The 21276-nt window shown below is 70.3% G+C and carries 14 protein-coding genes; 5 read left to right on the forward strand and 9 right to left on the reverse strand.

Features of this window, described 5'->3' with window-relative positions:
* Positions 1-2 precede the first annotated feature (2 nt).
* The 7 genes from D3H34_RS34920 to D3H34_RS13000 form a co-directional block, all read right to left on the reverse strand.
* The gene (locus D3H34_RS34920; protein ID WP_119553869.1) at positions 3-7067 is read right to left on the reverse strand and encodes a type I polyketide synthase; all 7065 of its coding nucleotides are present in this window, start codon (positions 7065-7067) and stop codon (positions 3-5) included.
* On the reverse strand, positions 7067-12334 hold the full coding sequence (locus D3H34_RS12975) for a non-ribosomal peptide synthetase (protein WP_119553915.1): 5268 nt from the start codon (positions 12332-12334) through the stop codon (positions 7067-7069). Before D3H34_RS12975 ends, D3H34_RS34920 begins: the two co-directional genes overlap by 1 nt.
* A gap of 5 nt (positions 12335-12339) precedes the next feature.
* The gene (locus D3H34_RS12980) at positions 12340-13041 is read right to left on the reverse strand and encodes a 4'-phosphopantetheinyl transferase family protein (RefSeq protein ID WP_119553870.1); all 702 of its coding nucleotides are present in this window, start codon (positions 13039-13041) and stop codon (positions 12340-12342) included.
* A complete protein-coding gene (locus D3H34_RS12985; protein ID WP_119553871.1) occupies positions 13019-13771 on the reverse strand; it encodes a thioesterase II family protein in 753 nt (250 codons plus the stop codon). Before D3H34_RS12985 ends, D3H34_RS12980 begins: the two co-directional genes overlap by 23 nt.
* 5 nt (positions 13772-13776) lie before the next feature.
* On the reverse strand, positions 13777-14025 hold the full coding sequence (locus D3H34_RS12990) for an MbtH family protein (RefSeq protein ID WP_119553872.1): 249 nt from the start codon (positions 14023-14025) through the stop codon (positions 13777-13779).
* Between the two features lie 150 nt (positions 14026-14175).
* Positions 14176-14424 carry a FecR/PupR family sigma factor regulator gene (locus tag D3H34_RS12995; RefSeq protein ID WP_119553873.1) on the reverse strand — a complete coding sequence of 83 codons (249 nt, stop codon included), beginning with the start codon at positions 14422-14424 and terminating at the stop codon, positions 14176-14178.
* 38 nt (positions 14425-14462) lie between these two features.
* Complete coding sequence (locus D3H34_RS13000; protein ID WP_119553874.1) at positions 14463-14996, reverse strand: sigma-70 family RNA polymerase sigma factor; 534 nt, start codon at positions 14994-14996, stop codon at positions 14463-14465.
* 174 nt (positions 14997-15170) lie between these two features.
* Here D3H34_RS13000 and D3H34_RS13005 point away from each other — a divergent pair, with 174 nt between their 5' ends.
* From D3H34_RS13005 to D3H34_RS13025, 5 genes are all read left to right on the forward strand, one after another.
* Positions 15171-16007: a plasmid replication/partition related protein gene (locus D3H34_RS13005; RefSeq protein WP_119553875.1), complete on the forward strand. Its 837-nt coding sequence runs from the start codon at positions 15171-15173 to the stop codon at positions 16005-16007.
* 352 nt (positions 16008-16359) lie between these two features.
* Positions 16360-17106 carry a hypothetical protein gene (locus D3H34_RS13010; protein WP_119553876.1) on the forward strand — a complete coding sequence of 249 codons (747 nt, stop codon included), beginning with the start codon at positions 16360-16362 and terminating at the stop codon, positions 17104-17106.
* On the forward strand, positions 17103-17627 hold the full coding sequence (locus D3H34_RS13015; protein ID WP_062469903.1) for a GTP-binding protein: 525 nt from the start codon (positions 17103-17105) through the stop codon (positions 17625-17627). The genes D3H34_RS13010 and D3H34_RS13015 overlap by 4 nt, the downstream gene beginning before the upstream one ends.
* Positions 17628-17675: 48 nt before the next feature.
* Positions 17676-18059 (forward strand): roadblock/LC7 domain-containing protein, encoded by a 384-nt coding sequence (locus tag D3H34_RS13020; protein WP_119553877.1) that lies wholly within the window; start codon positions 17676-17678, stop codon positions 18057-18059.
* A gap of 91 nt (positions 18060-18150) precedes the next feature.
* Positions 18151-18510 (forward strand): hypothetical protein, encoded by a 360-nt coding sequence (locus tag D3H34_RS13025; protein ID WP_119553878.1) that lies wholly within the window; start codon positions 18151-18153, stop codon positions 18508-18510.
* An 18-nt stretch (positions 18511-18528) separates the two neighbouring features.
* Here D3H34_RS13025 and D3H34_RS13030 read toward each other — a convergent pair whose 3' ends face one another.
* Together D3H34_RS13030 and D3H34_RS13035 are read right to left on the reverse strand one after the other, a co-directional pair.
* Complete coding sequence (locus D3H34_RS13030) at positions 18529-20865, reverse strand: penicillin acylase family protein (RefSeq protein ID WP_119553879.1); 2337 nt, start codon at positions 20863-20865, stop codon at positions 18529-18531.
* Positions 20862-21254 carry a Rid family hydrolase gene (locus D3H34_RS13035; protein ID WP_119553880.1) on the reverse strand — a complete coding sequence of 131 codons (393 nt, stop codon included), beginning with the start codon at positions 21252-21254 and terminating at the stop codon, positions 20862-20864. The genes D3H34_RS13030 and D3H34_RS13035 overlap by 4 nt, the downstream gene beginning before the upstream one ends.
* Between the last annotated feature and the right edge of the window lie 22 nt (positions 21255-21276).

Consider the following 21276-nt stretch of genomic DNA (forward strand, 5'->3'; position numbering starts at 1 on the left):
GTTCATGCGCCCTGCTCGTCGGCCAGGCGGGTCTGCGCACCGTTTGCGCCCTGAGCGCCGTCGTCGAGTGCGGCGCGGTCGAACATCGCGCCCATCGCCACCACGATCTTTCGCGGGCCTTCGAACGGGTCGCGGGCGTGCGCGGCGAGCATGTTGTCGAGCATCACGACGTCGCCCTGGCGCCAGTCGAAGCGCACGGCGCAGGCCTCGTAGGCTTCGCCGACGATGGCCATGGTCTCGTCGGCGATGGGCGAGCCGTCGCCGTAGGTCACGTGGCGCGGCAGTCGCTCGACGCCGCCCATGGCCAGCAGGTCTTCGCGCACCTGCGCTTCGAGGCAAGCGACATGGTGCAGCTGCACCTGGTTGAAGAAAACGCGCTCGCCGGTCAGCGGATGGCGGATCACGGCCGGGCAGCTCGTGCGCGTCTGCAGCGTGTCGCCGTCGAACCAGCGCCATTCGATGCCGGCGGCGGCCAGGCGCGCCTCGACGTCTTCGCGGCGATCGGTCTTGTAGAAGTCCTGCCAGCTCACGTCCAGACCCGGCGTGAAGGTGCGCACGTACTGCAGGCCCTTGCGCTCGAAGCCGGCGACCACGTCGGCCGGCAGGCGGCGCAGCATCTCGCGGCAATCGACGATGGGCGTGGCACCGCCCACGGGCGAGGGCAGCTCGCAGAAGAACCACTGCTTGCGCGGCCAGCGGTCCAGGTGCGCGCTCTCGTTGTGGTACAGGATCATCTGGCGCTCGGGGTACGGCGTGGAGCGGTAGGTCTTCTTGCCGCCCTCCTTCTTCGGCAGGTCGCCATAGCTGCCGTACAGCTCGGGCTCGATGGCCTCGGCGAAGGCCTCGAAGTCCTGCGGGGTCTTCAGGCCGAAGTCGCGGAACAGGATGCCGCCGTGCTTGGCGACCAGCATCTCGATGTAGTCGGCCTGGCCCTTGGCCCATGCCACGGTGTCCAGGTCGGGGCTGGTGGCCTGCAGCACGATGGGGAATTCGGCGCCGGGCTTCAGGAACGAGGTCTGGACCGCGGGCCGCGCGGCGGCGCGCGCGGGTGCGCGGCCGGCGCCCAGGGCGTCGAGCTTTCCGAGTTTGCCGAGCTTGTCCAGTTTCGAGGCCGGGCGGACGTTGGGAGCGTTGTTCATGGCAATGGATTCCTGCTTGGGCATGGGGGCCAGCGCGTCGATGGGCTGGCCCGGTGTGGCGACGATCCGCTCCAGCAGCGCATGCCATGAAGCGGTGAAGGTTTCGACGGTCTCCCGTCGGTAGAGGTCGGTGGCGAACACCCACTCGGCGGTGAGCGCGCCGTCCTGTTCGCTGGCGAAGACCGCCAGGTCGAACTTGGACTCGTTCATCTGCTGGGGCAGCACCTCGACCTCGGCGCCTTCGATGGCGAACCGGATCTCGGGTGTGTTCTGGAGCACGAAAAGCACCTGCACGAGCGGGTTGCGGTCACGCGCGCGCGGCACGCCCGACAGCTCGACGATGCGGTCGAAGGGCACGTCCTGGTGGTCCATCGCGGCCAGCGTGTCGGCCTTGGTGGCGCTCAGCCATTGCGCGAAATCGGTGGCCCCGTTCGCACGGCGCGAACGCAGCGGCACCACGTTGACGAAGAAGCCGAGCAGCCCTTCGAGGTCCGGATGCCCGCGGCCCGCCACGTCGGTGCCGATCACGATGTCGTCCGCACCCGAGGCCTGGTGGAAGAACAGGAAGAACGACGACAGCAGCAGCGTGAAGAGCGACGTGTCCGACGCGCGCGCGAGCGCGGCCAGCGACTGCGACAGCGCGGGCGTCAGCGTGAGCCGCACCGAATCGCCGGCATGCGTGGGCACGGCCGGGCGCTGCAGGTCGGGACGGATGCCCGAGCCCTGCGGCGCACCCGCCAGGCGCTCGCGCCAGAACGCGGCCTTCGGCGCGAAGCCGTCCGACGCCAGCGCGCGCGCATACCAGGCGGCGTAGTCGGCGTACTGCACGGGCAGCGGCGCCAGCTGCAGCGGCTGGCCGCGCCGTGCGCGCTCGTAGAAAGCGGCCAGTTCGCGCGCGAACACGGCGATCGACCAGCCGTCGAACACGATGTGATGCACCACGAGCACCAGCACATGCTCGCGCGCGGTCATGCGCACCACGGTCGCCTTGATGAGCGGCCCTTCGGCCAAGGCGAGCGGTGCGCGCACCAGCTCGTCGAACAGCCGGCCGTAGCGCGCCCCGCGCGCGGCGGGCTCGCCGTCGTCGAGTGCGATCACCGGAATGTCGAGCGGCGCACCGGGGCGCACGACGGCCATCGGCTCGCCGTCGTCGTCCTCGGTGAATACGGTTCGCAGCACCTCGTGGCGCGCGACGATCGCGTCGATGGCCGCGCGCAGTGCGTCGATGTCGAGCTCGCCGTGCAAGGCGAGGCCGGCCGACATGTTGTAGGCCGCACGGCCGCTGCGGTTGGCCACGTCGGTGAGGCGGTCGACCAGCCAGAGGCGATGCTGCATCGGCGACAGCGGCAAGGCCCCGCCGCGCGCGACAGGCGTGATCTCCATCGCGCCGCGCTGCGGTGTGGTGGCGGTCGAAGCACCGAGCCGCGCGGCCAGGCCGGCGATGGTCGGTGCCTTGAAGAACTCGCTCGGATGCAGCTCGGTCGCGTAGAGCTTGCGCACGCGCGACAGCAACTGGATGGCCACGAGCGAATCGCCGCCGAGTTCGAACAGGTTGTCGTCCACGCCGATGGGCGCGATGCCCAGGCGCTCGGTCCACAGCGCGGCCAGCGCCGTCTCGACCTCGCCCTGCGGCGCGACGAACGGGGTCTGCAGCGCGGGGCGCGGGTGCGCCGAGCCTGCGGCAACGGCGGGCGCTTCGTCGCCGAGCAGATCGAGCATGCCGTTGTCCAGCGGGCCCAGGCGCGTGGCCAGGTCGGTGGTCGAGATGACGGTCTGCGCGCGCGCCGGGCCATTGACGATGCGCTCGAACACGCGCGCGCCCTCGGGGCCGTCCATGCCGATGTCGTCGGGCACGTCCATGTGCGCGGCCATGCCCAGGCCGCGCCAGGCGTCCCAGTTGACCGAGAACACCGGGAACGCGCCGAGCCGTTCGTGTGTGACGGCCACGGCGTCGAGGTAGGCGTTGGCCGCGGCGTAGTCGCTCATGCCCAGGCCGCCAGCCACGCTGGAGATGGAAGAGCACAGCAGCACGAAATCCAGCGGCTGGCCGCGCAGCGCGTCGAACAGCACGCGGGTGCCGCGCACCTTGGTCGCGAAGACGGTGTCGACCTGCGCGCGCGTGCGGCTGGCCATCATGCCGCCGCCCGCATCGCCCGCCGCATGCACGACGCCGTGCAGCGCGCCGAAGCGCTCCTGCGCCTGCGCGAAGGCGGCGCGCATCGCGTCCGCGTCGGACACGTCGGCCGACACGGTGAGCACCTGCGCGCCCAGCGCTTCGAGTTCGAGCAGCTGATGCAGCCGCATCTTCAGATCGGCGGGCGTGCCCTCGGCCGCGACCAGCGCGGGCCACTCCGCGCGCGCCGGCAGCGCCGTGCGGCCGAGCAGCACCAGCCGCGCCTGCCACTGCGCGGCCAGATGCTTCGCCAGCGCCAGGCCGACACCACCGAGGCCACCGGTGACAAGGTAGACCCCCTCGCGACGCAGCCGGGGCTGCGCGGCCGCAGGGAGCGTGGCGGGTTCGTAGGTCTTCACCCAGCGGTGCGGGCCACGGCAGGCCACCAGCGGCTCGCCGGGCTCGACCTGCAGCGCCGTGGCCTCGGCCACGATCTGCGCGACCAGCCGGCCCTCGGCATCGCTCTCGGGCGCGGGCAGCACCACGTCGATCACGCGGCAATGCACGCGCGGGTATTCCTGGCCGATCACCTTGCCGATGCCGCGCAGCGTGGCCTTCTCGGGGCACAGCGGTTCGGTGCCGGTGACGTCTTCGAGCTGGTTCGCGACAACGGCCAGCGGCAGCGTGTGATTGCCGGCGTCCAGCGACTGCACCAGCGCGAGCACGCTGAAGAAACTGCGTTCGAGCAGGTCGGCCTGCGGCTGCTGCGCGGACGGCGCCTCGTCGAGGCTCCAGAGGTGGTAGATGCCGGCCACGGCGCCGAAGTCGGCCGCGACCTCCGCCTGCAGGCGGGCATGGTCGTCGCGCGCGCCGGGGCGCAGCGTCCAGTGGCCGTGGCCCACGCGAGCGAAGGCACCGCCGCGCTCGCCGAGCACCACGGTGCGGCCTTGCGCACGCAGCTGCCGCACGAGGTGGCCCGTGAGGCTGCGACTATCGCCCAGCACGAGCAGGCAGCCTTCCGCTTTGGACAAAGCCACAGCGGCCAGCGGCTCCGTGCGCTGCCAGGACGGCACGTAGAACGCGTCGCCGGCGGGGCGTTGCACCGCCTTCACCGCACCGGGTGCTTCGACCCAGTAGCGGCGGCGCTGGAACGGATACGCCGGCAGCGGCACGCGCCGACGCGCGGCGCCGGCGCGGCAGGCGGTCCAGTCGATGTCCACGCCCGCGACCCACAGCTGCGCCAGCGTCTGCGCGATCTGCTGCGCGTTGCGCGCCTGTTGCTGCGGATGCGCCTGGCTGGCGAACACGCCGGCCGCCGTGTCGGCCAGCGGATGCTGGCGCGCCAGGCCCGCCAGCGTTTCGCCGGGACCGACTTCGAGCAGCACGCGGCCCGGTGTCTGCAGCAGCGTGCGCACGCCATCGACGTACTGCACGGTGCCGCGCAAATGCCGCGCCCAGTAGGCGGGGCTCATGGCTTCTTCGGGCGTGATGAGCTGGCCCGTGACGTTCGAGACGAAGGGAATCGTCGGCGGCCGACGCGGCACCGAGGCGATGAGCCCTTCGAGCGGCGCGCACAGCGGTTCGGTCATCGCCGAATGCGAGGCGATCGACACATGCAGCCGGCGCGGCAGGTGGCCCGCCGCGCGCAGCCGCGCCTCGGCGGCCTCGACCGCTTCGAGAGGACCGGAGATCACGCACAGCTGCTCGGCATTGGCCGCGGCCAGGTCGCAGCCCGGCGCCAGGAATGGCGAGAGCGCGGCTTGCGACAGCGGCACGGCGGTCATCGCACCCGGCGGCATCGACTGCAGCAGGCGCCCGCGCAGGGCCGCGACGCGCAGCGCGTCCTCGAGGCGGAACACGCCCGCGAGGCAGGCCGCGACGTACTCGCCGAGGCTGTGGCCCATCATCACCGCAGGGCGCACGCCGCGGCGCATCCACCACTGCGCCATCGCGTACTCGACGACGAAGAGCGCGGGTTGCGCGAGCGCGATGTCGAACAGTCGCGCATCGGCTTCGGCTTCGCTGCCGGGCGCGGGGAACAGCACGGTGCGCAGGTCGAAGCCCAGCTCGGGCTCCAGCAGCGCGCAGCAGCGGTCGATGTCGTCGCGGAAGGCCGCATCGTCCTGGTACAGCGCGCGGCCCATCTGGGCGTGCTGCGTGCCGCCGCCGGGAAAGAGGAAAGCCACTTCGGGCGCGTGCGCGGGCGCTGCGCGCACAGCCAGGCCTTCGCCGGCCGACAGCATCTGCACCGCGCCGTCGGCATGGTCGGCCACGACCGCGCTGCGGTGCTCGAAGGCGCGACGGCCCGATTGCAGGGTGTGCGCGACATCGGTGAGCGGCAGCGCCGGATTCGCACGCAGGTGGTCGGCCAGTTGTTGCGCGGCCTGGCGCGTCGCGGGCGCGCTGCGGGTCGACAGCGGCAGCACCTGCCAGCCGGTCGCCGCGGTGACCGCGGCCACAGGCGGTGCTTCTTCCAGCACCACATGCACATTGGTCCCGCCGATGCCGAAGGAACTGACGCCCGCGCGGCGCGGCGTGTCGCCCTCGGGCCAGGGCTGCGCCTCGGTGTTCACACGGAACGGGCTGTTCGCGAAATCGATCTGCGGGTTCGGTTGCTCGAAGTGCAGGCTCGGCGGCAGCGTGCGGTGCCGCAGCGCCAGCGTCGCCTTGATGAGCCCGGCCACGCCGGCTGCCGCATCGAGGTGGCCGATGTTGGTCTTGACCGAGCCGATGGCGCAGTAGCCGCAGCGCCCGCCGTCATCGCCATCCGCACGGAAGGCCTGCGTGAGCGCGGCCAGCTCGATCGGGTCGCCCAGCGTGGTGCCGGTGCCGTGCGCCTCGACGTAGCCGACCGTGTGCGCGGGCACGTCGGCCATCAGCTGTGCCGCGCGGATCGCGCCGGCCTGGCCCTGCACGCTCGGTGCAGTGAAGCCGATCTTGTCGGCGCCGTCGTTGTTGGCGGCCGTGCCCTTGATCACGGCGTGGATGGTGTCGCCGTCGCGCAGCGCGTCGGCCAGCCGCCGCAGCACGACGATGCCCGCGCCGCTGCCGATCACGGTGCCCGCGGCCTTGGCGTCGAAGGCGCGGCAGTGGCCGTCGGGCGAGAGGATGGCGCCGTTCTGGTAGCGGTAGCCGCCCTCCTGCAGCAGGTTGAGCCACACGCCGCCGGCCAGCGCCATGTCGCAGTCGTGGCTCAGCAGCCCCTGGCAGGCCATGTGCACGGCCACCAGCGAGGTCGAGCATTCGGTCTGCACGCTCACGGCCGGACCGCGCAGGTCGAGCTTGTACGACACGCGGGTGCACAGCGACCCGGCGGAATTGCCGCTCATGAGGCCCAGCATGTCGGCGATGCCGGTGCCGGCGTCCACGCCGAAGGCGGGCAGCAGGTGCTTCATGAGATAGAGGTTGGGCCCGTCGCCCGCGTAGACGCCCACGGGCGCCCCGCCCTTCGGCCCCGTCGGCCAGCCGGCGTGGTCCATCGCTTCCCAGGCGCATTCGAGAAAGATGCGCTGCTGCGGATCGAGGTGCTCGGCCTCGCGCGGCGAGTAGCCGAAGAAGCCGGCGTCGAAGCGGTCGAAACCGTCGAACAGCACGCCGGCCTTCACGTAGTCGGGGTCGGCCAACGCGCGCTCGGGCACGCCGCGCGCGCGCAGCTCGTCGTCGCTGAAGGCGGTGACGGACTCAACGCCGTCGCGGATGTTGCGCCAGAAGGCGTCGACATCTGGCGCGCCGGGAAAGCGGCCGGCCATGCCGACGATGGCGATCTCGAGGCCCGTGGTGTCGGGGGAAGGCTGGGTGTCGTCTTGCGCGTGCATCAGAGGGTTCTTTCCGTGGGCCGGCGGCGTTGCAGCAGGGCCGCGCGCTGTTGCTGCGCGCGCTGCTTCGCCAGCTGGGCGTCATCGGTCGCAGCGGCGGAGCCGCGCCCCAGCTGCTCGATATGCCGGGCGAGCGCGCCGACGGTCGGGTACTTGAAGAGATCGACCACCGCGAGGCCCGGCTGCAGGCGGTCTTCCACCAGCCGGTGCATGCGGATCACGAGCAGCGAGTTGCCGCCGAGGTCGAAGAAGTTGTCGTGCAGGCCGACCTGCGCGACCTTGAGCAGCTCGGCCCAGATTGCGGCCAGCGTCTGCGCGACGTCGCCGCTCGGCGCCTCGTAGCCCTGCGCACCCGCAGCGGCGGGCGCGGGCAGTGCGCGGCGATCGACCTTGCCGTTGGCGCCGAGCGGGAAGCTGTCGAGCACCATGAGCGCGGACGGCACCATGTAGTCGGGCAGCGCCTGCGCCAGTTGTGTCTTGAGCGTGGTCGCGTCGAGCGATGCGCCCGCGGCCGGTGCGACATAGCCGACGAGCGACGGGCCGGTCGCGCCGTCGTGCAGGCACACCAGCGCCTCGCGCACGCCGGGCTGCTCGCGCAGCCGCGCCTCGACCTCGCCCAACTCGATGCGGAAGCCCCGCACCTTCACCTGGTGGTCGAGCCGCTCCAGGTATTCGAGCTGGCCGTCGGCGCGCCAGCGCACCAGGTCGCCGGTGCGGTACAGGCGACCGCCCGGGGCGTCGAAAGGGTCGGCGACGAAGCGATCGGCGGTCAGCGCCGCGCGGCCGAGGTAGCCGCGCGCAAGGCCGTCGCCGCCGAGGTACAGCTCGCCGGGCACGCCTTGCGGCACCGGCTGCAAGTCGGCATCGAGCACATGCGCGGTGCGGCGCCCGACCGGACAGCCGATGGGGGCGTAGCCCTGCATCGAGGCATCGGCCTGCGCGGACCAGAGCGTCGGCGTGATCACCGCTTCGGTCGGGCCGTAGGCGTTCACGACCTGTACGGGCCGCAGCACGCGGCGGATCAACGCGAGGTCTTCGCCGGTCCAGGCCTCGCCGCCGAAGAGCGCGAGGCGCACGGCGTGATGCAGCGGCGGCTGGTCTTGCAGCAGCTGGCGCGCGTAGGCCGGCGGCAGGTCGACCACGCTGACGCGGTGGCGCTGCAGCATGGCATCGAGCTCGCCGGCGAGCGAGCACCACTGCGACTGCAGCACCAGCGCGGCGCCGGTGGTCAGCGGCAGCAGGCACTGTTCGATGGCCGCATCGACATGCGGCAGCGCGAACTGCAGCGAACGATCGTCCGCCGTGAAGCTGCAGGCTTCGGCCATGGCCTGCAGGTGCATCGACAGCGCGCCGTGCGCCACCGCCACACCCTTGGGGCGGCCGGTGGTGCCCGAGGTGTGGATCACGTAGGCCAGGTGGCTGTCGTGCAGCGCGAGCTGCGGCGCCTCGGCCGGTTCGTCGTCGAGCGATGCGTCATCGACCGCAACGCGGGCGACGGTGCCTCCCTCGCCCACCGTACTGCCGCTGCCGGTCAGCAGCAGCGCAGCGCCGCTGTCGGCCAGCAGCTGCGACAGCCGCTGCGGCGGGTGCGACGGGTCCATCGGCAGATAAGTGCCGCCGGCTTTCATCACAGCGAGCAGGCTGACGACGCGGTCGATCGGGGCCTCGACGGCCACGGCGACCGGCGTGTCGGGCCGCACGCCGTGGCGCAGCAGGCGGTGCGCGAGGCGGTTGGCGCGGCGATCGAGCGCGGCGTAGGAAATTTCGGTGTCGCCTGCGATCAACGCAACGGCCTCGGGCGCGCGGCGGACGTGCGCTTCGAACAGGCGGTGGGCGGGTGTCGCCGCGAATGCGTGCGACGTGCCCGTACCCCAGGCGCGCAGTTGCGCCTGCTCATCGGCGGCGAGCCATGGTGCATCACCCACGGCACGCTCTGGGTCGGTCGTCAGTGCTTCGAGCAGCGCGCGGTAGTGCGCGGCCATGCGTCCGACAGTCGCGCCATCGAACAGCTCGACCGCCGTCGTGAAGACCGCGTGCACCTGGCCGTCGGCACGCTCGCGGATGTCGAGCGCGAGTTCGCACTGCGCGGCGCTGTCGTCGATGCGGTATTCGTCGACCGCCAGGCCCGGCAGGCCGCTCAGCACCGCCGTGTCTTCGCGCAGCAGGTTGAACATCACCTGGAACAGCGGGTTGTGGCTCAGGCTGCGTTGCGGCTGCAGGGCGTCCACGAGCTGTTCGAACGGCAGGTCCTGGTGGGCCTGCGCGCCGAGCGCGGCCTCGCGGGTCTGCGCGAGCAGCTGCGTGAACGAGGTGCGACCGTGCAGCGTGGCGCGCAGCACCTGCGTGTTGACGAAGAAGCCGATCAGGCCCGCAGTCTCGGGGCGGTGGCGGTTGGCGACCGGCACGCCCACGCGCACATCACGCTGGCCCGTGTAGCGGTGGAGCAGCGCCTGGAAGCCTGCGAGCAGCACCATGAACAGCGTGGCGCCGTGCGCCTGCGCGGTCGTGTGCAGGCGGGCAACGAGGGCTGCGTCAAGATCGAAGGCATGCGAAGCGGCTCGGTAGTTGGCGACCGCGTGGCGGAGCCGGTCCGTGGGCAAGGCCAGCACCGGATGCGTGTCGCCGAGCTGGGTGCGCCAGTAGGCCAATTGGCGCTCGGCCTCGCCCGCCGCGAGCCAGTCGCGCTGCCAGGCGGCGTAGTCGGCGTATTGGATGGCCGGTGCGGCGAGCGACAGCGTCTCGCCCTTCGCATGCGCGGCGTAGGCGGCACCGAACTCGTCAAGCAGCACCTGCAGTGACGCGCCATCGGACACGATGTGGTGCGTGACGATCGCGAGGATGTGGCGCTCATCGCCGAGCTGGAGCCACGCGGCGCGCAGCACGGGGCCAGCCACGAGATCGAAGGGCTCGGCCTGCAGCTTGCGCGCCTGGGCAGCGGCTGCGCCTTCGCGGTCATCCGCCGGCAGCGCGCGCAGATCGATGTGCGACAGCGCCAGCGACGCGGCCGGCAGCACCTGCTGGCCCACAGTGCCATCGGCCGCCGTGCGGAACACGGTGCGCAGGCTCTCGTGGCGCACCAGCAGACCTTCGAGGGCCGCCTTCAATGCGTCGGCATTCAACGCACCCGACAGGCGCAGCGCCACGCCCACGTGGTAGGCGCTGTTCTTCGGATCGAGCTGCCACAGGAACCACTGGCGCGCCTGCGCATGCGACAGCGCGAGCAGACCCATGCGGCGTTCGACCGGCAGCGCCGGAATCGGCTGGTGCACGCGGCGCTGGCCGAGCGCCAGCACGCGCCGCAACTCGCGGGCCAGATCGCCCAGGCGCGGCTGCTCGAACAGCGCGCGCAGCGGGAAGTCGATGTCCCAGCGCTCGCCGATGCGCGCGGCCACCTGCGTGGCGGCGAGCGAGTTGCCGCCGTGCGTGAAGAAGTGCGCGTCGCGCACCAACGGCCGCTCGGCGGGACGGCGCAGCACCTCGTGCCAGATCGTGGCGAGGACCTGCTCGACGTCATCGAGTGCGGTGTCGGATGTGTCGACTGCAGGCGCGCTGCCGCCGAGCACGAACGCGCCGTGTGCGTAGATGGCATAGGCATCCGCCCTGCGATCGATCCAGCCCTGGCGGCAGGCGCCGCGCTGCAGCTTGCCGCTCGTGGTCTTGGGCATGCCGCCCGGGTTGAGCAGCATGACGACCGACAGCGGCTCGCCGCACTGTTCGCTCACGGCCGCGCTCAGCGCCTCGACCAGCACCTCGGGCCGCACCATCTTCTGGATGCTGCGCGACACCTCGGCCGCCAGGCCGATGCCCTCGCCTTCCGGTCCCTCGACGGCGAAGGCCGCGACGCGGCCCTTGCGCACAGCCTCGACCTCGCGCTCCACTTCGCGCTCGATGTCCTGCGGGTACAGGTTGTGGCCGCGCACGATGATCATGTCCTTGATGCGGCCCGCCACATACAGCTGCCCGTCGTGCACGAAGCCCAGGTCGCCGGTGCGCAGCCAGCGGGTGCCGTCCTGCACGACGAAGGTCTTCTGCGACACCTCGGGCTTGTTCCAGTAGCCGCTGCCCAGGCTCGGGCCCGAGGCCCAGATTTCGCCGACGTTGCCGTCCGCGCACGCGGCCAGCGTGGCCGGATCGACGATGCGCACCGCGTGGTGCGTGACGCTGCGGCCGCAGCCGACGAGCATGACACCGTCGTCGTCGCGTACCACCGAGCCTTGCGCCAGGCGCGCCTTGTCGAAAGCGTGCGCGACCATGCCGGTGCCGCGATGCCCGCCCGTGACGAACAGCGTCGATTCGGCCAGGCCATAGCAGGGGTAGACCGCTTCGGCCGGAAAGCCCGCGGGCGCAAAGCGTTGCTGAAACGAACGCAGCGTGTCGGCGCGCACCGGCTCGGCGCCCGAGAACGCGAGGCGCCAGCACGACAGGTCGAGCCTGGCCAGCTGCGCATCGGACACACGGTCCAGGCACAGGCGGTAGGCAAAGTCGGGCCCGCCGCTGACCGTGGCGCGCAGCCGCGACACGGCCTCGAGCCAGCGCACGGGCCGCTCGAGGAAGAAGCGCGGCGACATGAGCGCCACCACGGCGCCGCGGTGCATCGGCTGCAGCAGGCCGCCAATGAGGCCCATGTCGTGGTTCAGCGGCAGCCAGGTGACGAAGGTGTCGCTCGTGCTGACCGAGAGGCCTTCCTCGATGGCGCGCATGTTGGCCATCAGGTTGGCATGCGTGACCATGACGCCCTTGGGCGCCGAGGTGGAGCCGGAGGTGTATTGCAGGAAGGCGATGTCGGTGGCGGCCGGCGTGTGCGGGCGCCAGGCGTCGGCGCCGGTGGCGTCGATCTCGTCCACGGCGATGAGCACTGTCTGCGCGAAAGCGTCAGCCACACTCGCCATCGCGTCGCGGATGGCGGCATGGGTCAATACGCAGCAGGCGCCCGCATCGGCGGCGATGCCTTCGAGCTTGCCCAGGTGGCGCTTGCGCGTGGACTCGGGCGGGAACACCGGCACGGCGACGAGGCCTGCATAAAGGCAGGCGAAGAAGCTCACGACGTAGTCGTCGCTGTTGTCCAGCATGATGAGCGCGCGGCCGCCCGGCGCGAAGGCTTGCTGCAGATGCGCCGCGAGGCCGCGCACGCGCGCATCGAGCGTGCGGTAGCTGATGGGGGTGTCGAGCGCGCTGCCTTCACGATCAGTGATGGCGATCAGCGCAATGTCGTCGGGTCGCTGCGCGGCGAGGCCACGCAGATGGGTCACGAAGTCCACGGGATGCATCGGGTTCACAGAAGTTCTTCCTTGGTGTGCCAGGCCAGCGCGGCGGCGTAGCCCGGCGGCGCGGACAGCGCCATCGCTTCGATGCCGGCCCACGCGGGCACGGCGCAGTCGACGGCGAGCGCGCCGTGGGCGCTCGGGTGGATGCCGACGCTTTGCAGGTGCTCGGCCACGCCGACACCGGCGGCCTTGAGCACGGCTTCCTTGCCGACCCAGCGTCGGTAGAAGGCGCGCGGCAGGTCGGCGTCGCTGCGGATTTCGCGCTGCTCGCGCGCGGTGAAGGCCATGGCGAGCAGCGCGTCGGTGTCGGTCATGACATCGCGCGCGCAGGCTTCGATGTCGACGCCCACGCAATGCACGCGTGCCGGATCGGCCAGCGCGATGAGCGCGTGATCGCCGGCGTGCGAGATGTTGAAGAGCGGCGCGGTGTTGTCACCCCGCGCTTCGACGAAAGGCTTGCCGTGCACGTCGGTGCGCAGCGGCACGTCCGCCGGACGGCAGGCGAGGTGCCGCGCAATCAGGCGGCGCACGACGGCGCGCGTGTGGGCGAAGCGCACGCGGTCGGCGCGGCGGGCGAAACGTTGAGCACGTGCATGCTCGTCGGATGTGAGGTCGGCCCACGCGTCGCCGTCATCCGCCGCAAGGTCCAGGTCCAGGCGGTGCAACGCGATGCCCGGCGGCAACGGGTCATGCCAGGGCACGAGCCGCATCGACACCTCCCGCCACTTCCGCCACCATCGCCGGCGCGAGGTGCCGCGCCAGTGCGGCCAGCACCTGGGTCTCGTGCTGACGGATGAAGAAATGGCCGCCCTCGAACCAGTCGAGCGTGAAGCGCGCGTGCGCGGTCTCTTCGGCCCAGGCCTGCATGCGCCACGGGGCGATGTCGTCCTGGCGGCCGGCCAGCACATGCAGCGGCACGGGCAATGGCGCGGCGTGGCCGGGCACGAAACTGCGGCACAGGCGGTAGTCGGCGCCGAGGGTGTCGAGCGTCATGCGCAGCAGCTCGGGGCTGTCGAACAGTTCGTCGGGCGTGCCGCCCTGCTTGCGCAGGTCGGCGATGAGGGCCGCGTCGTCCGTCTTGTCGAGAAAGCGGTCGGGGTCGCGCTGTGAAGGTGCTGCGCTGCCGGAGACGATCAGCGCGCCCGGCAACGGCCGCCCCAGTTGCTGCTGGCGCTGCGCCATGCCCCAGGCCAGCAGGGCGCCCATGCTGTGGCCGAAGAGCGCGTAGCGGCCGCGCAGCACGCCTTCGTGCTCGGCGCACAGCTGCGCGACCATGCGATCGAAGTGGTCGACGAAGCTCTCACCCAGGCGCCCGCCGCGGCCCGGCAGCTCGACCGGCACGACCTCGATCCAGCGCGGCAGCGCACGCCGCCAACGCAGGTACATGGTGGCGCTGGCGCCCGCGCACGGCAGGCACAGCAGGGGCAGCGACGCCTGCATGCGCGTCAGGCGGCGGCGTTGTCGGGTTGCTGCGAGGGCTGCGCGGCCATCCAGTCGCGCAACGACTTCGGGCGCATGTCGGTCCACTGCGCCTCGACGTACGCAAGCACGGTCTTCTTGTCGCCCTTGACGCCGTCGACGGCAGTCCAGCCGCCGGGCACGGCCTTCCAGTGCGGCCAGATGGAATATTGCGCTTCGTGGTTGACGAGCACGACGAAGGTCTCGTCTTCGCGATCGAAACAGCTGGTAGACATGAGCGGTCCTCCTTGTAGGTGCGGGCAGGGTTTGCCCTTGCGATACAAGACGCGCCGCGAGGCCGGCTGTTTAGTCACACATGCATGAAAGCCGCGCACGGCTGCGCCGCGGCGCGATTGCGCCAAGAACTGCGAAAAAGAGGAGGCTGGCTAACGCGCCGCGTCTTCGGCGTCCGGCGAGGGGACGTCGTGCGCCGACGGCACCAGGCCCACGAGCAGCCAGAGGCGGGCCGCCTCGGCGTAGGTCTGGCGATGTGCGGGATCGGCGGCGAGCCATTGCGCGAGTTCGGCGCTCGCGGCGGCGTCCAGGGCGCCCTCGCCGGCGTGCTGGCGGCGGACCCAGGTCCAGGCGGTCTGCCAGGCGGGGTCGCTTTGCGTGTCGTTGCTGCTGCTGCTCATCGGCGGCCATCGTAGCGCCGATGGCGGCTGCGGCAAGCTCAGTTGCCTTGAACGAGGTAGCGGCAGCTTTCCAGCGCGGCGTCGGCGTCCTTGATCATGAAGTTCACGAGGGTGGCGGAGCAGCCCAGGCGCGTGGCGATCTCGCGCTGGGTCAGGCCGCCGAGGCGGTTGAGTTCGAAGGCCAGGCGGGTGCGCGGCGGCAGCGCTTCGAGCACGCGGTCGATCGCCACCAGTGCCTGCCGGCCGCCGAGCACGCGATCGGGCGCCTCGCTGCTGCTGGGCGGGCTCACGAGTTCGACGTCTTCGCAGTAGGTGCGATAGCTGGCTTCGACGGAATGGTGGCGGTGATAGTCGACCGCCACGTTGCGCACCACCTGGCAACAATAGCCGAGCGGCTTGCGGACATCGCGCACCGAAGCGCCGTCGGCGAGCTTCAGATAAGCGTCCTGCAAGACTTCATCGGCCAGGTCGGCGGTTCGGACAATCTTTTGCGCGACGCGCTGGAGCTGGGCACGGTTCGCGATGAAGACCTCCCCCAGCGTGGGCGCGGACGGGGAAAGCGACAGATCCATGGGTACTCCTGAAGTATTCAAGCGCTAAGTTGCAAATGAGAATTATTACCATTTGATGACGTGAAACGGCCCGGTTTTCCCAGTGCCGCCTCAGCGTGGCTCTCCCTGTCTAGACGTTCGAGCCGCCGAAACCGAGACACCTAAAATTCCGCCCCTTACATCGCACCCGTACCCATGAATATCGTCGTCAACGAAGAACTCAAAGCCTATATCGATCCCTTGACGCCGGAGGAGTACGAAGCCCTCGAACGCAGCATCCTCACCGAAGGCTGCCGCGACGCGCTGGTGCTGTGGGGCGACGTGCTGGTGGACGGCCACAACCGCTACGGCATCTGCCAGAAGCACGGACTGCCCTTCCAGACCGTGCAGAACACGCGCTTCAAGACGCTGCAGGACGTGCACCTGTGGATGATCGACCAGCACCTGGGCCGCCGCAGCATCTCGGACTACCTGCGCGGCGTGCTGGCGCTGCGCAAGAAGGACATCGTGGACGAGCGCCGCGCCCGCAGCATCGCCACCACCCCGACGACAGCAGACGACCCGCCCTTCGACGTCGACGACGCGCCCGCCTCGACCGCTTCCGCCGCACCTGAAGAAGCCCTGCCCCCGCCCGTGCCGCTGAACAGCCGCGAGGCCATCGCCCGCGCCGCGCGCCTGAGCAGCAGCCAGGTCGTGATGATCGAGAAGATCCAGAAGCAGGCCGCACCCGAGCTGGTGGCGGCCGTGAAGTCGGGCGTGATCTCGATCAACACGGCCGCGGCCGTCGCCACCCTGCCCGCCGAAGAGCAGGTGTCGGCGGCCAACGCCGGCAAGGACGAGCTCAAGCAGGCCGCCAAGCGCGTGCGCGAAGCCAAGCGCAAGCCGCGCGAGGCCGCGCCCGAGACCGAAGACGGCGCCGAACCGGCACTCGACGCTGTCCAGCAACTGGAACGGCGCGTGGCCGAACTCACGGCCGAGAACGCGAATCTGCGCCTGCAAGTGGCCAAACTTCAGGCACAACTGGGGCACTAACGCCCCAGCGGGCGCCTTTTCTCTCGCGCCCGCCTCTTTCAACAATCGCCCAGAAACCTCGCGCGCCGCGCTCCGGCACGCGAGGTTTTGTCGCGTCCGCGACCCACTGAAAACAGTTGTTCGTAATCTTGTGTTTTTATTTGCAACAAGTGTTATATTTTTAGCACCACCCTCAAACAAACACTTTAGTTCTCCAAGCCAGCGTTGCGATCGGCATCACCGTCCAACTTCTTACAGTGAGTTCTCAAGTTGCAAAAAGAACGGCGATGCCGATTCATACTGGTGCTTTCGACGCGGTTGAGCACGCTTCGCTCCCGCGACCTGCTGCCGGGTTGTCCCGTCCGGAGGGACCATGACCGGCACTAACACTGTTCCCAAAGGTCAACGCGCCTTGCTGAGCTACAGCGTCGAGGGGCTGCCTCACCGGGAAGAAGTGCTGCTCAAGTCGCTGATCCGGCTGCTCGACCACCGGACGCACCAGAACTGGTCGTGGAAGGCCGAACAGGCCGACCTGCGGGTCGTCGGCGAGCAGGTCGCCATCGCGGCCGCCCCGCTGCAGCCGCCGGTGCCCACGCTCACGGTCGCCCATGCCGATCCGCAGCGCGGCCCTTTTCTGGCGCTGCCGCTGCACACCGATGCACTGGAAGTGGTGCTCAACCGTCTCGGCGCGATGGTGGTCCACGCGCGCGGCCTGGGGCTGGCCGCGACCGAAATCCCGATCGGCGAGCACGAGGAATTCCGCATGCTGCGCTGGCCGCCGGCCGCCGTGCTCGAAGCGCCGATCCGCCTGCGGCTGGCCACGCTGATGTCCAACCGGCCGGCGTCGGTGCTGTCGCTGCAGCAGCGCTCGCCCGCCACGCGCCAGGAGTGCGCGGACTTCCTGGCCGACCTGCGGCGCGCGGGCCTGCTCGAACGCCCCGGCGCCGCGCCGGCCAGCCCGGGTGCTCCCGGTGTCCCCGGCGCCTTGGTGGCCGCCTCGGCCCCCGACAGCGTCTTTCCCGACAGCCGCTTCCCGGCAACGACACGCGACAACGTGCAACCCGGCCTGCTTGCACGCATCCGGAACCGACTCGGCTTGCAGCCGTCAGGCCCTCAATGACCGTAGAACACAAGATCCTCTTCACCGGCACCATGGGCGCCGGCAAAACCACGGCCATCGCCGGCGTGAGCGAGATCCCGCCCGTCAGCACCGACGTGCGCAACAGCGACACCTCGGTCGCCAAGGCCACCACCACGGTCGGCCTGGACTACGGCGAACTCACGCTCGACAACGGTGAGAAGCTGCGCCTGTACGGCACGCCCGGGCAGATGCGCTTCGATTTCATGTGGCGCATCCTGGGGCGCGGCGCGCTCGGCGTGGTGATCCTGGTGGACAACAGCCGCCCCGATCCGCTGGCCGACCTGGACATCTACCTCGACGGCTTTGCCGAACTGATCGCGCAGACCGCCTGCGTGGTGGCCGTGGGGCGCATGGAAACGCATCCGAGCCCCGGCATCGACGCCTACGCCCGGCGCATGGAGGCCAAGGGCGTCGTGTGCCCGGTGCTGCCGGCCAACGTCACCGATGCGCAGCAGGTCGTGCAGTTGCTGGAACTGCTCCTGCTCCAGCTCGAGGTCTGACGGCACACCGCTCTCTCTTTCTCTTCTTCTCATTCCATTCAGGCAGCAATGAACATCACACCAAGAATCAGGCTTGCAGCGGAATCGGCCATCGACACCCTGATGCGGGAAATCAAGGGCGTGAAGGCCGTGGTGATCTCGACCGAGGATGGCCTGGAGCTGGCCGCGCGCGTCGAGAACACCGCACAGGTCGCGCGCCTGTCGGCCATCGCCAGTTCGCTGGCCGCGCTGGGCGCCGTGGCGGGCGAGGAAAGCCAGCTCGGCCACTGCGACAACGTGACCATCGAGGCCGCGAACGGCCACATCCTGATGCTGCAGGCGCGCCACCCGGAGATGACGCTGATCGTGAGCGTGGTCACGGGCCGCGAAGCCATCATCGGCCAGGTCCTCTACTACGCGAAGCAGGCGACGCAGCTGCTGCAGCACGCCTGAAGAAGGCGCGCACCGATCCACTCCGGCCGCCGCCCACCCCTTCGCCCGGGCGCTGGCCGACTTTCAGGGGCGAGGACTAGGAAAGATTTCGATGGCAAATATCAAGCAATCCATGGACGACCTGATGACCTGCGACGGCGCTCTGTGCGCGGCGCTGGTCGATTCGGGCAGCGGCATGATCCTCGGCCAGATCGGCTCCGGCGTGGACCTCGAAGTGGCCGCCGCGGGCAACACCGAAGTCGTGCGCGCCAAGATGCGCACCATGCGCGACCTGGGCCTGAACGACGTCATCGAGGACATCCTGATCACGCTGGGCAAGCAGTACCACATCATCCGCCCGATGCAGAAGCAGGAAGGCCTGTTCGTCTACCTGGTGCTGGACAAGGCCAAGTCGAACCTGGCGCTGGCCCGCCGCAAGACGCTGGACGTCGAGCAGAACCTGGTGGTCTGAGCCTGCCGGCCGCGCCCGTCACTCGCGCAGCATGCGCTGCGTGAGCTTCGGGTCGGCGGCGATCTCCGCGTCGGTGAACGGCGGCTTCGTCAGCTGCTTGCGCGCGAAGAGCGCCAGTTGATCGTTGCGATGCGGCGACGCGGGGTCCGACGATTGACCCGGCGCCAGCAGCACGCGCGCGTCGGGGCGGCCCTTGTCCCAGCGCACGATCTGGATGTACGACGAGCCGTAGAAGATGTCGTCGTAGCCCTGCCCGGTCAGCACGGTGCCTTCCACGGTATTGAGCACGCCCTGGGCGTCGGCCCCGCCGTGCAGCGGCACGCGGCCCTTGTCGGTCTTGCGCGCCAGCATCGCGCCCCAGGGCTCGTCGCCGCGCAGGCCCACGGCATCCAGCTGCCGGACCGCCTTGCCGATTGCCGCGACGACGGCCGTCGACACCTGCGGGGTGCGTGCGACCTCGCGCACGCGAAACGGCTCCGCCGGCTCGAAGGGCTGCGCGTACAGGCCGGGAATGGACCTGATCTCGGGCCACAGCACATTGAAGAGCAACGCGCCGCGGCTGTCGGCGTTGTAGTGACGGTCCCATGCCTCGAGCATTGCGCAGGCCGACGCGACGCTCGCCTTGCCGTCCGGGCTGTCGCACGCGAAGGCGATGCCGTCCATCAGCGTCTCGGCCACGTAGCTGCGGTTGGAAAAGATCAGGTCGCCGGCCTCGTCCAGGCTGAAGTTTCCGTCCTTCATGCTTTGCGCGATCTGCCGCTGCGACATGCGCATCCGCATGCTCGGCTCGCTCAACCTGCTGCCCAGCAACAACGAATAGCCCCCCAACTGCCGGCCGAAGACCGCATTGGTGTAGCTGTCCGCCGTGCTCTGGACAATGCCGCGCGTGGACAGCATCGGGAAGCTGTCGGCGCCGGCCTTCCTGAGCGTGCCATCGCCGGCGCGCAGCGTGCATGCGCTGCGGCTGCCATCGAGCGCGGCGGGCACCACGCCTTCGGGCGGTTTCACGACCGCGCAGGCCAGCAGGGTCGCATCGTCGATGTCGAGCAACGGCCCCGACTCGGTGTACACCGCCTGTCCATGGCGATCGCCCGCGATCAGGTGCGCCGTGATGCCGCGGTTGGCCGCCACGGCGGCCTTGAACTCCTCGGCGTTGCGCGCCTTCGCAACCGCCAGCATCTGGTCAAGCGCGCGCGCATTGCCTGCGTTCGGGTCCGCCACCGCGTACCGGCCCGCCGGTTGGCCCGGCTCCGCCGGCAACCGGTAGAGCGGACCGAACTTCGAATAGGGCACGCGGAAGGTGCGCGAGACGACGCGCCCGTCGCTCTGGCGCACGTCGACCACGACCTTCTTCTCCATGAGTTCGTGTGCCACGCCGTCGACCACGTGCGCAGGCTTGGGCGTCGCGCGCACGTCGAGCGCGAGCAGCAGCGGAAAGGTGATGCCCGCGGGCGACTTGATGCTCCAGGCCATGTCGCGCGTGTAGCCCGCGAGCGGCAGTGGAATGCCCAGGAAGTCGGCGCCCATCACGTCGATCTCGCCGGGGATCGTGAGGTGCATCTGGTGCATCAGCAGCCAGTGCCTGTCCCAGTTGGTGTGCGGGTTGGCAATCATGAGGGCGCCATCGCTCCCGGTGGCGTCGGCGCCGAAGGCCCACATGTTGCTGGCCATCTGGCTGGTCGGCGCTACCTGGGCGGCCGGCGCACTGCTCACGCCGATCTGTTCCCACGAGGAGTCGGCGGCAGCAGCGGCGACCTTCCTCCCGCTCCAGATCAGGCCGATCTGCAGCGTGGCGCGCAGCACATCGTGCGCGGTCATCTGCGGCGGGGCCACGCCGCCGCAGGCGGTGGCGCGTGCCTCGGGCGTCATGTCGCGCAGATGGCGGTTGAAACCGGCGGCATAGCCCTCGGCAAGCCCGCGCGCATTGGCTGACAGCTCACGCCACGCGCCGTCCAGGATCTCGTCGGAGAGCTGCACGCGATAGAAGACATCGCTGGCGAGGTTCGGCAGCTGCTGGAAGCCCACCAGCGCCTTGCCCTCCGCGCCGAACAGCCCGGCGCGAAGGCCGCGCAGCGTGACCATGCGGTCGGCCAGCAGGCACAGGTGGTCGCGCCCCATGCTGTAACCGTAGCCGTAGCCCAGGCCGGCGTAATCCTTGGCCGAGATGTGCGGCACGCCGTATTCGGTCCAACGCACCTGGGCCTCGTATTTCGACGTGGGGGTGGGCGTGGGCGCAGGTGTGGCGGGCGACGGCCATCCGATCCCGCCGCCGCCGTTGCTCCCGCCACAGCCCGCCGCGATGCACGCGACCGCGCACAAACCCGCGCGCAGGGCACCGATGCCGCCGCGCGTCATGTCCTGCTCCCGCCCACCGGCTGGCTCTTGCGCGCAATCACCTGCATCTCCACCCACGCCTTGGGCACGGCGATGCCGGCCAGCATCGCGGTGCCGGTCGGCTTGCAGGGCAGCACCTCGGACAGCGTCTGCACCACCGCGCCCAGGTGCTCGGCCCCGGCCACGATCAGCGTGTAGTTGACGACCTGCTCCAGCCGGCCGCCGCAGGCCGCCAGGTATTTTTCGATGTTGCGCACCATGAGCCGCGTCTGGTCCTCGGCGCTGACCGCGAGCGTCTGCGTGTCGTAGTCCATGCCGATGGTGCCGGAGACGAAGATCCATTCGTCGTCGAACATCGCGCGGCTGTAGGGCGCGTTGACGAAGGGCAAGGGGAAGTCGGCGGTCTGCATGCGGTGGTCTCTCTTTCGTTGA

The organism is Acidovorax cavernicola (assembly GCF_003581445.1).

Excerpts from the sequence above, each read along its gene's own strand:
- D3H34_RS13025 (WP_119553878.1), top strand. The coding sequence starts at position 18,151 with ATGGCAAATATCAAGCAATCCATGGACGACCTGATGACCTGCGACGGC.
- D3H34_RS12990 (WP_119553872.1), bottom strand. The coding sequence starts at position 14,025 with ATGTCTACCAGCTGTTTCGATCGCGAAGACGAGACCTTCGTCGTGCTC.
- D3H34_RS13030 (WP_119553879.1), bottom strand. The coding sequence starts at position 20,865 with ATGACGCGCGGCGGCATCGGTGCCCTGCGCGCGGGTTTGTGCGCGGTC.
- D3H34_RS13015 (WP_062469903.1), top strand. The coding sequence starts at position 17,103 with ATGACCGTAGAACACAAGATCCTCTTCACCGGCACCATGGGCGCCGGC.
- D3H34_RS12985 (WP_119553871.1), bottom strand. The coding sequence starts at position 13,771 with ATGCAGGCGTCGCTGCCCCTGCTGTGCCTGCCGTGCGCGGGCGCCAGC.
- D3H34_RS13010 (WP_119553876.1), top strand. The coding sequence starts at position 16,360 with ATGACCGGCACTAACACTGTTCCCAAAGGTCAACGCGCCTTGCTGAGC.
- D3H34_RS13035 (WP_119553880.1), bottom strand. The coding sequence starts at position 21,254 with ATGCAGACCGCCGACTTCCCCTTGCCCTTCGTCAACGCGCCCTACAGC.
- D3H34_RS13000 (WP_119553874.1), bottom strand. The coding sequence starts at position 14,996 with ATGGATCTGTCGCTTTCCCCGTCCGCGCCCACGCTGGGGGAGGTCTTC.
- D3H34_RS12980 (WP_119553870.1), bottom strand. The coding sequence starts at position 13,041 with ATGCGGCTCGTGCCCTGGCATGACCCGTTGCCGCCGGGCATCGCGTTG.
- D3H34_RS34920 (WP_119553869.1), bottom strand. The coding sequence starts at position 7,067 with ATGCACGCGCAAGACGACACCCAGCCTTCCCCCGACACCACGGGCCTC.
- D3H34_RS12975 (WP_119553915.1), bottom strand. The coding sequence starts at position 12,334 with ATGCATCCCGTGGACTTCGTGACCCATCTGCGTGGCCTCGCCGCGCAG.
- D3H34_RS13005 (WP_119553875.1), top strand. The coding sequence starts at position 15,171 with ATGAATATCGTCGTCAACGAAGAACTCAAAGCCTATATCGATCCCTTG.
- D3H34_RS13020 (WP_119553877.1), top strand. The coding sequence starts at position 17,676 with ATGAACATCACACCAAGAATCAGGCTTGCAGCGGAATCGGCCATCGAC.
- D3H34_RS12995 (WP_119553873.1), bottom strand. The coding sequence starts at position 14,424 with ATGAGCAGCAGCAGCAACGACACGCAAAGCGACCCCGCCTGGCAGACC.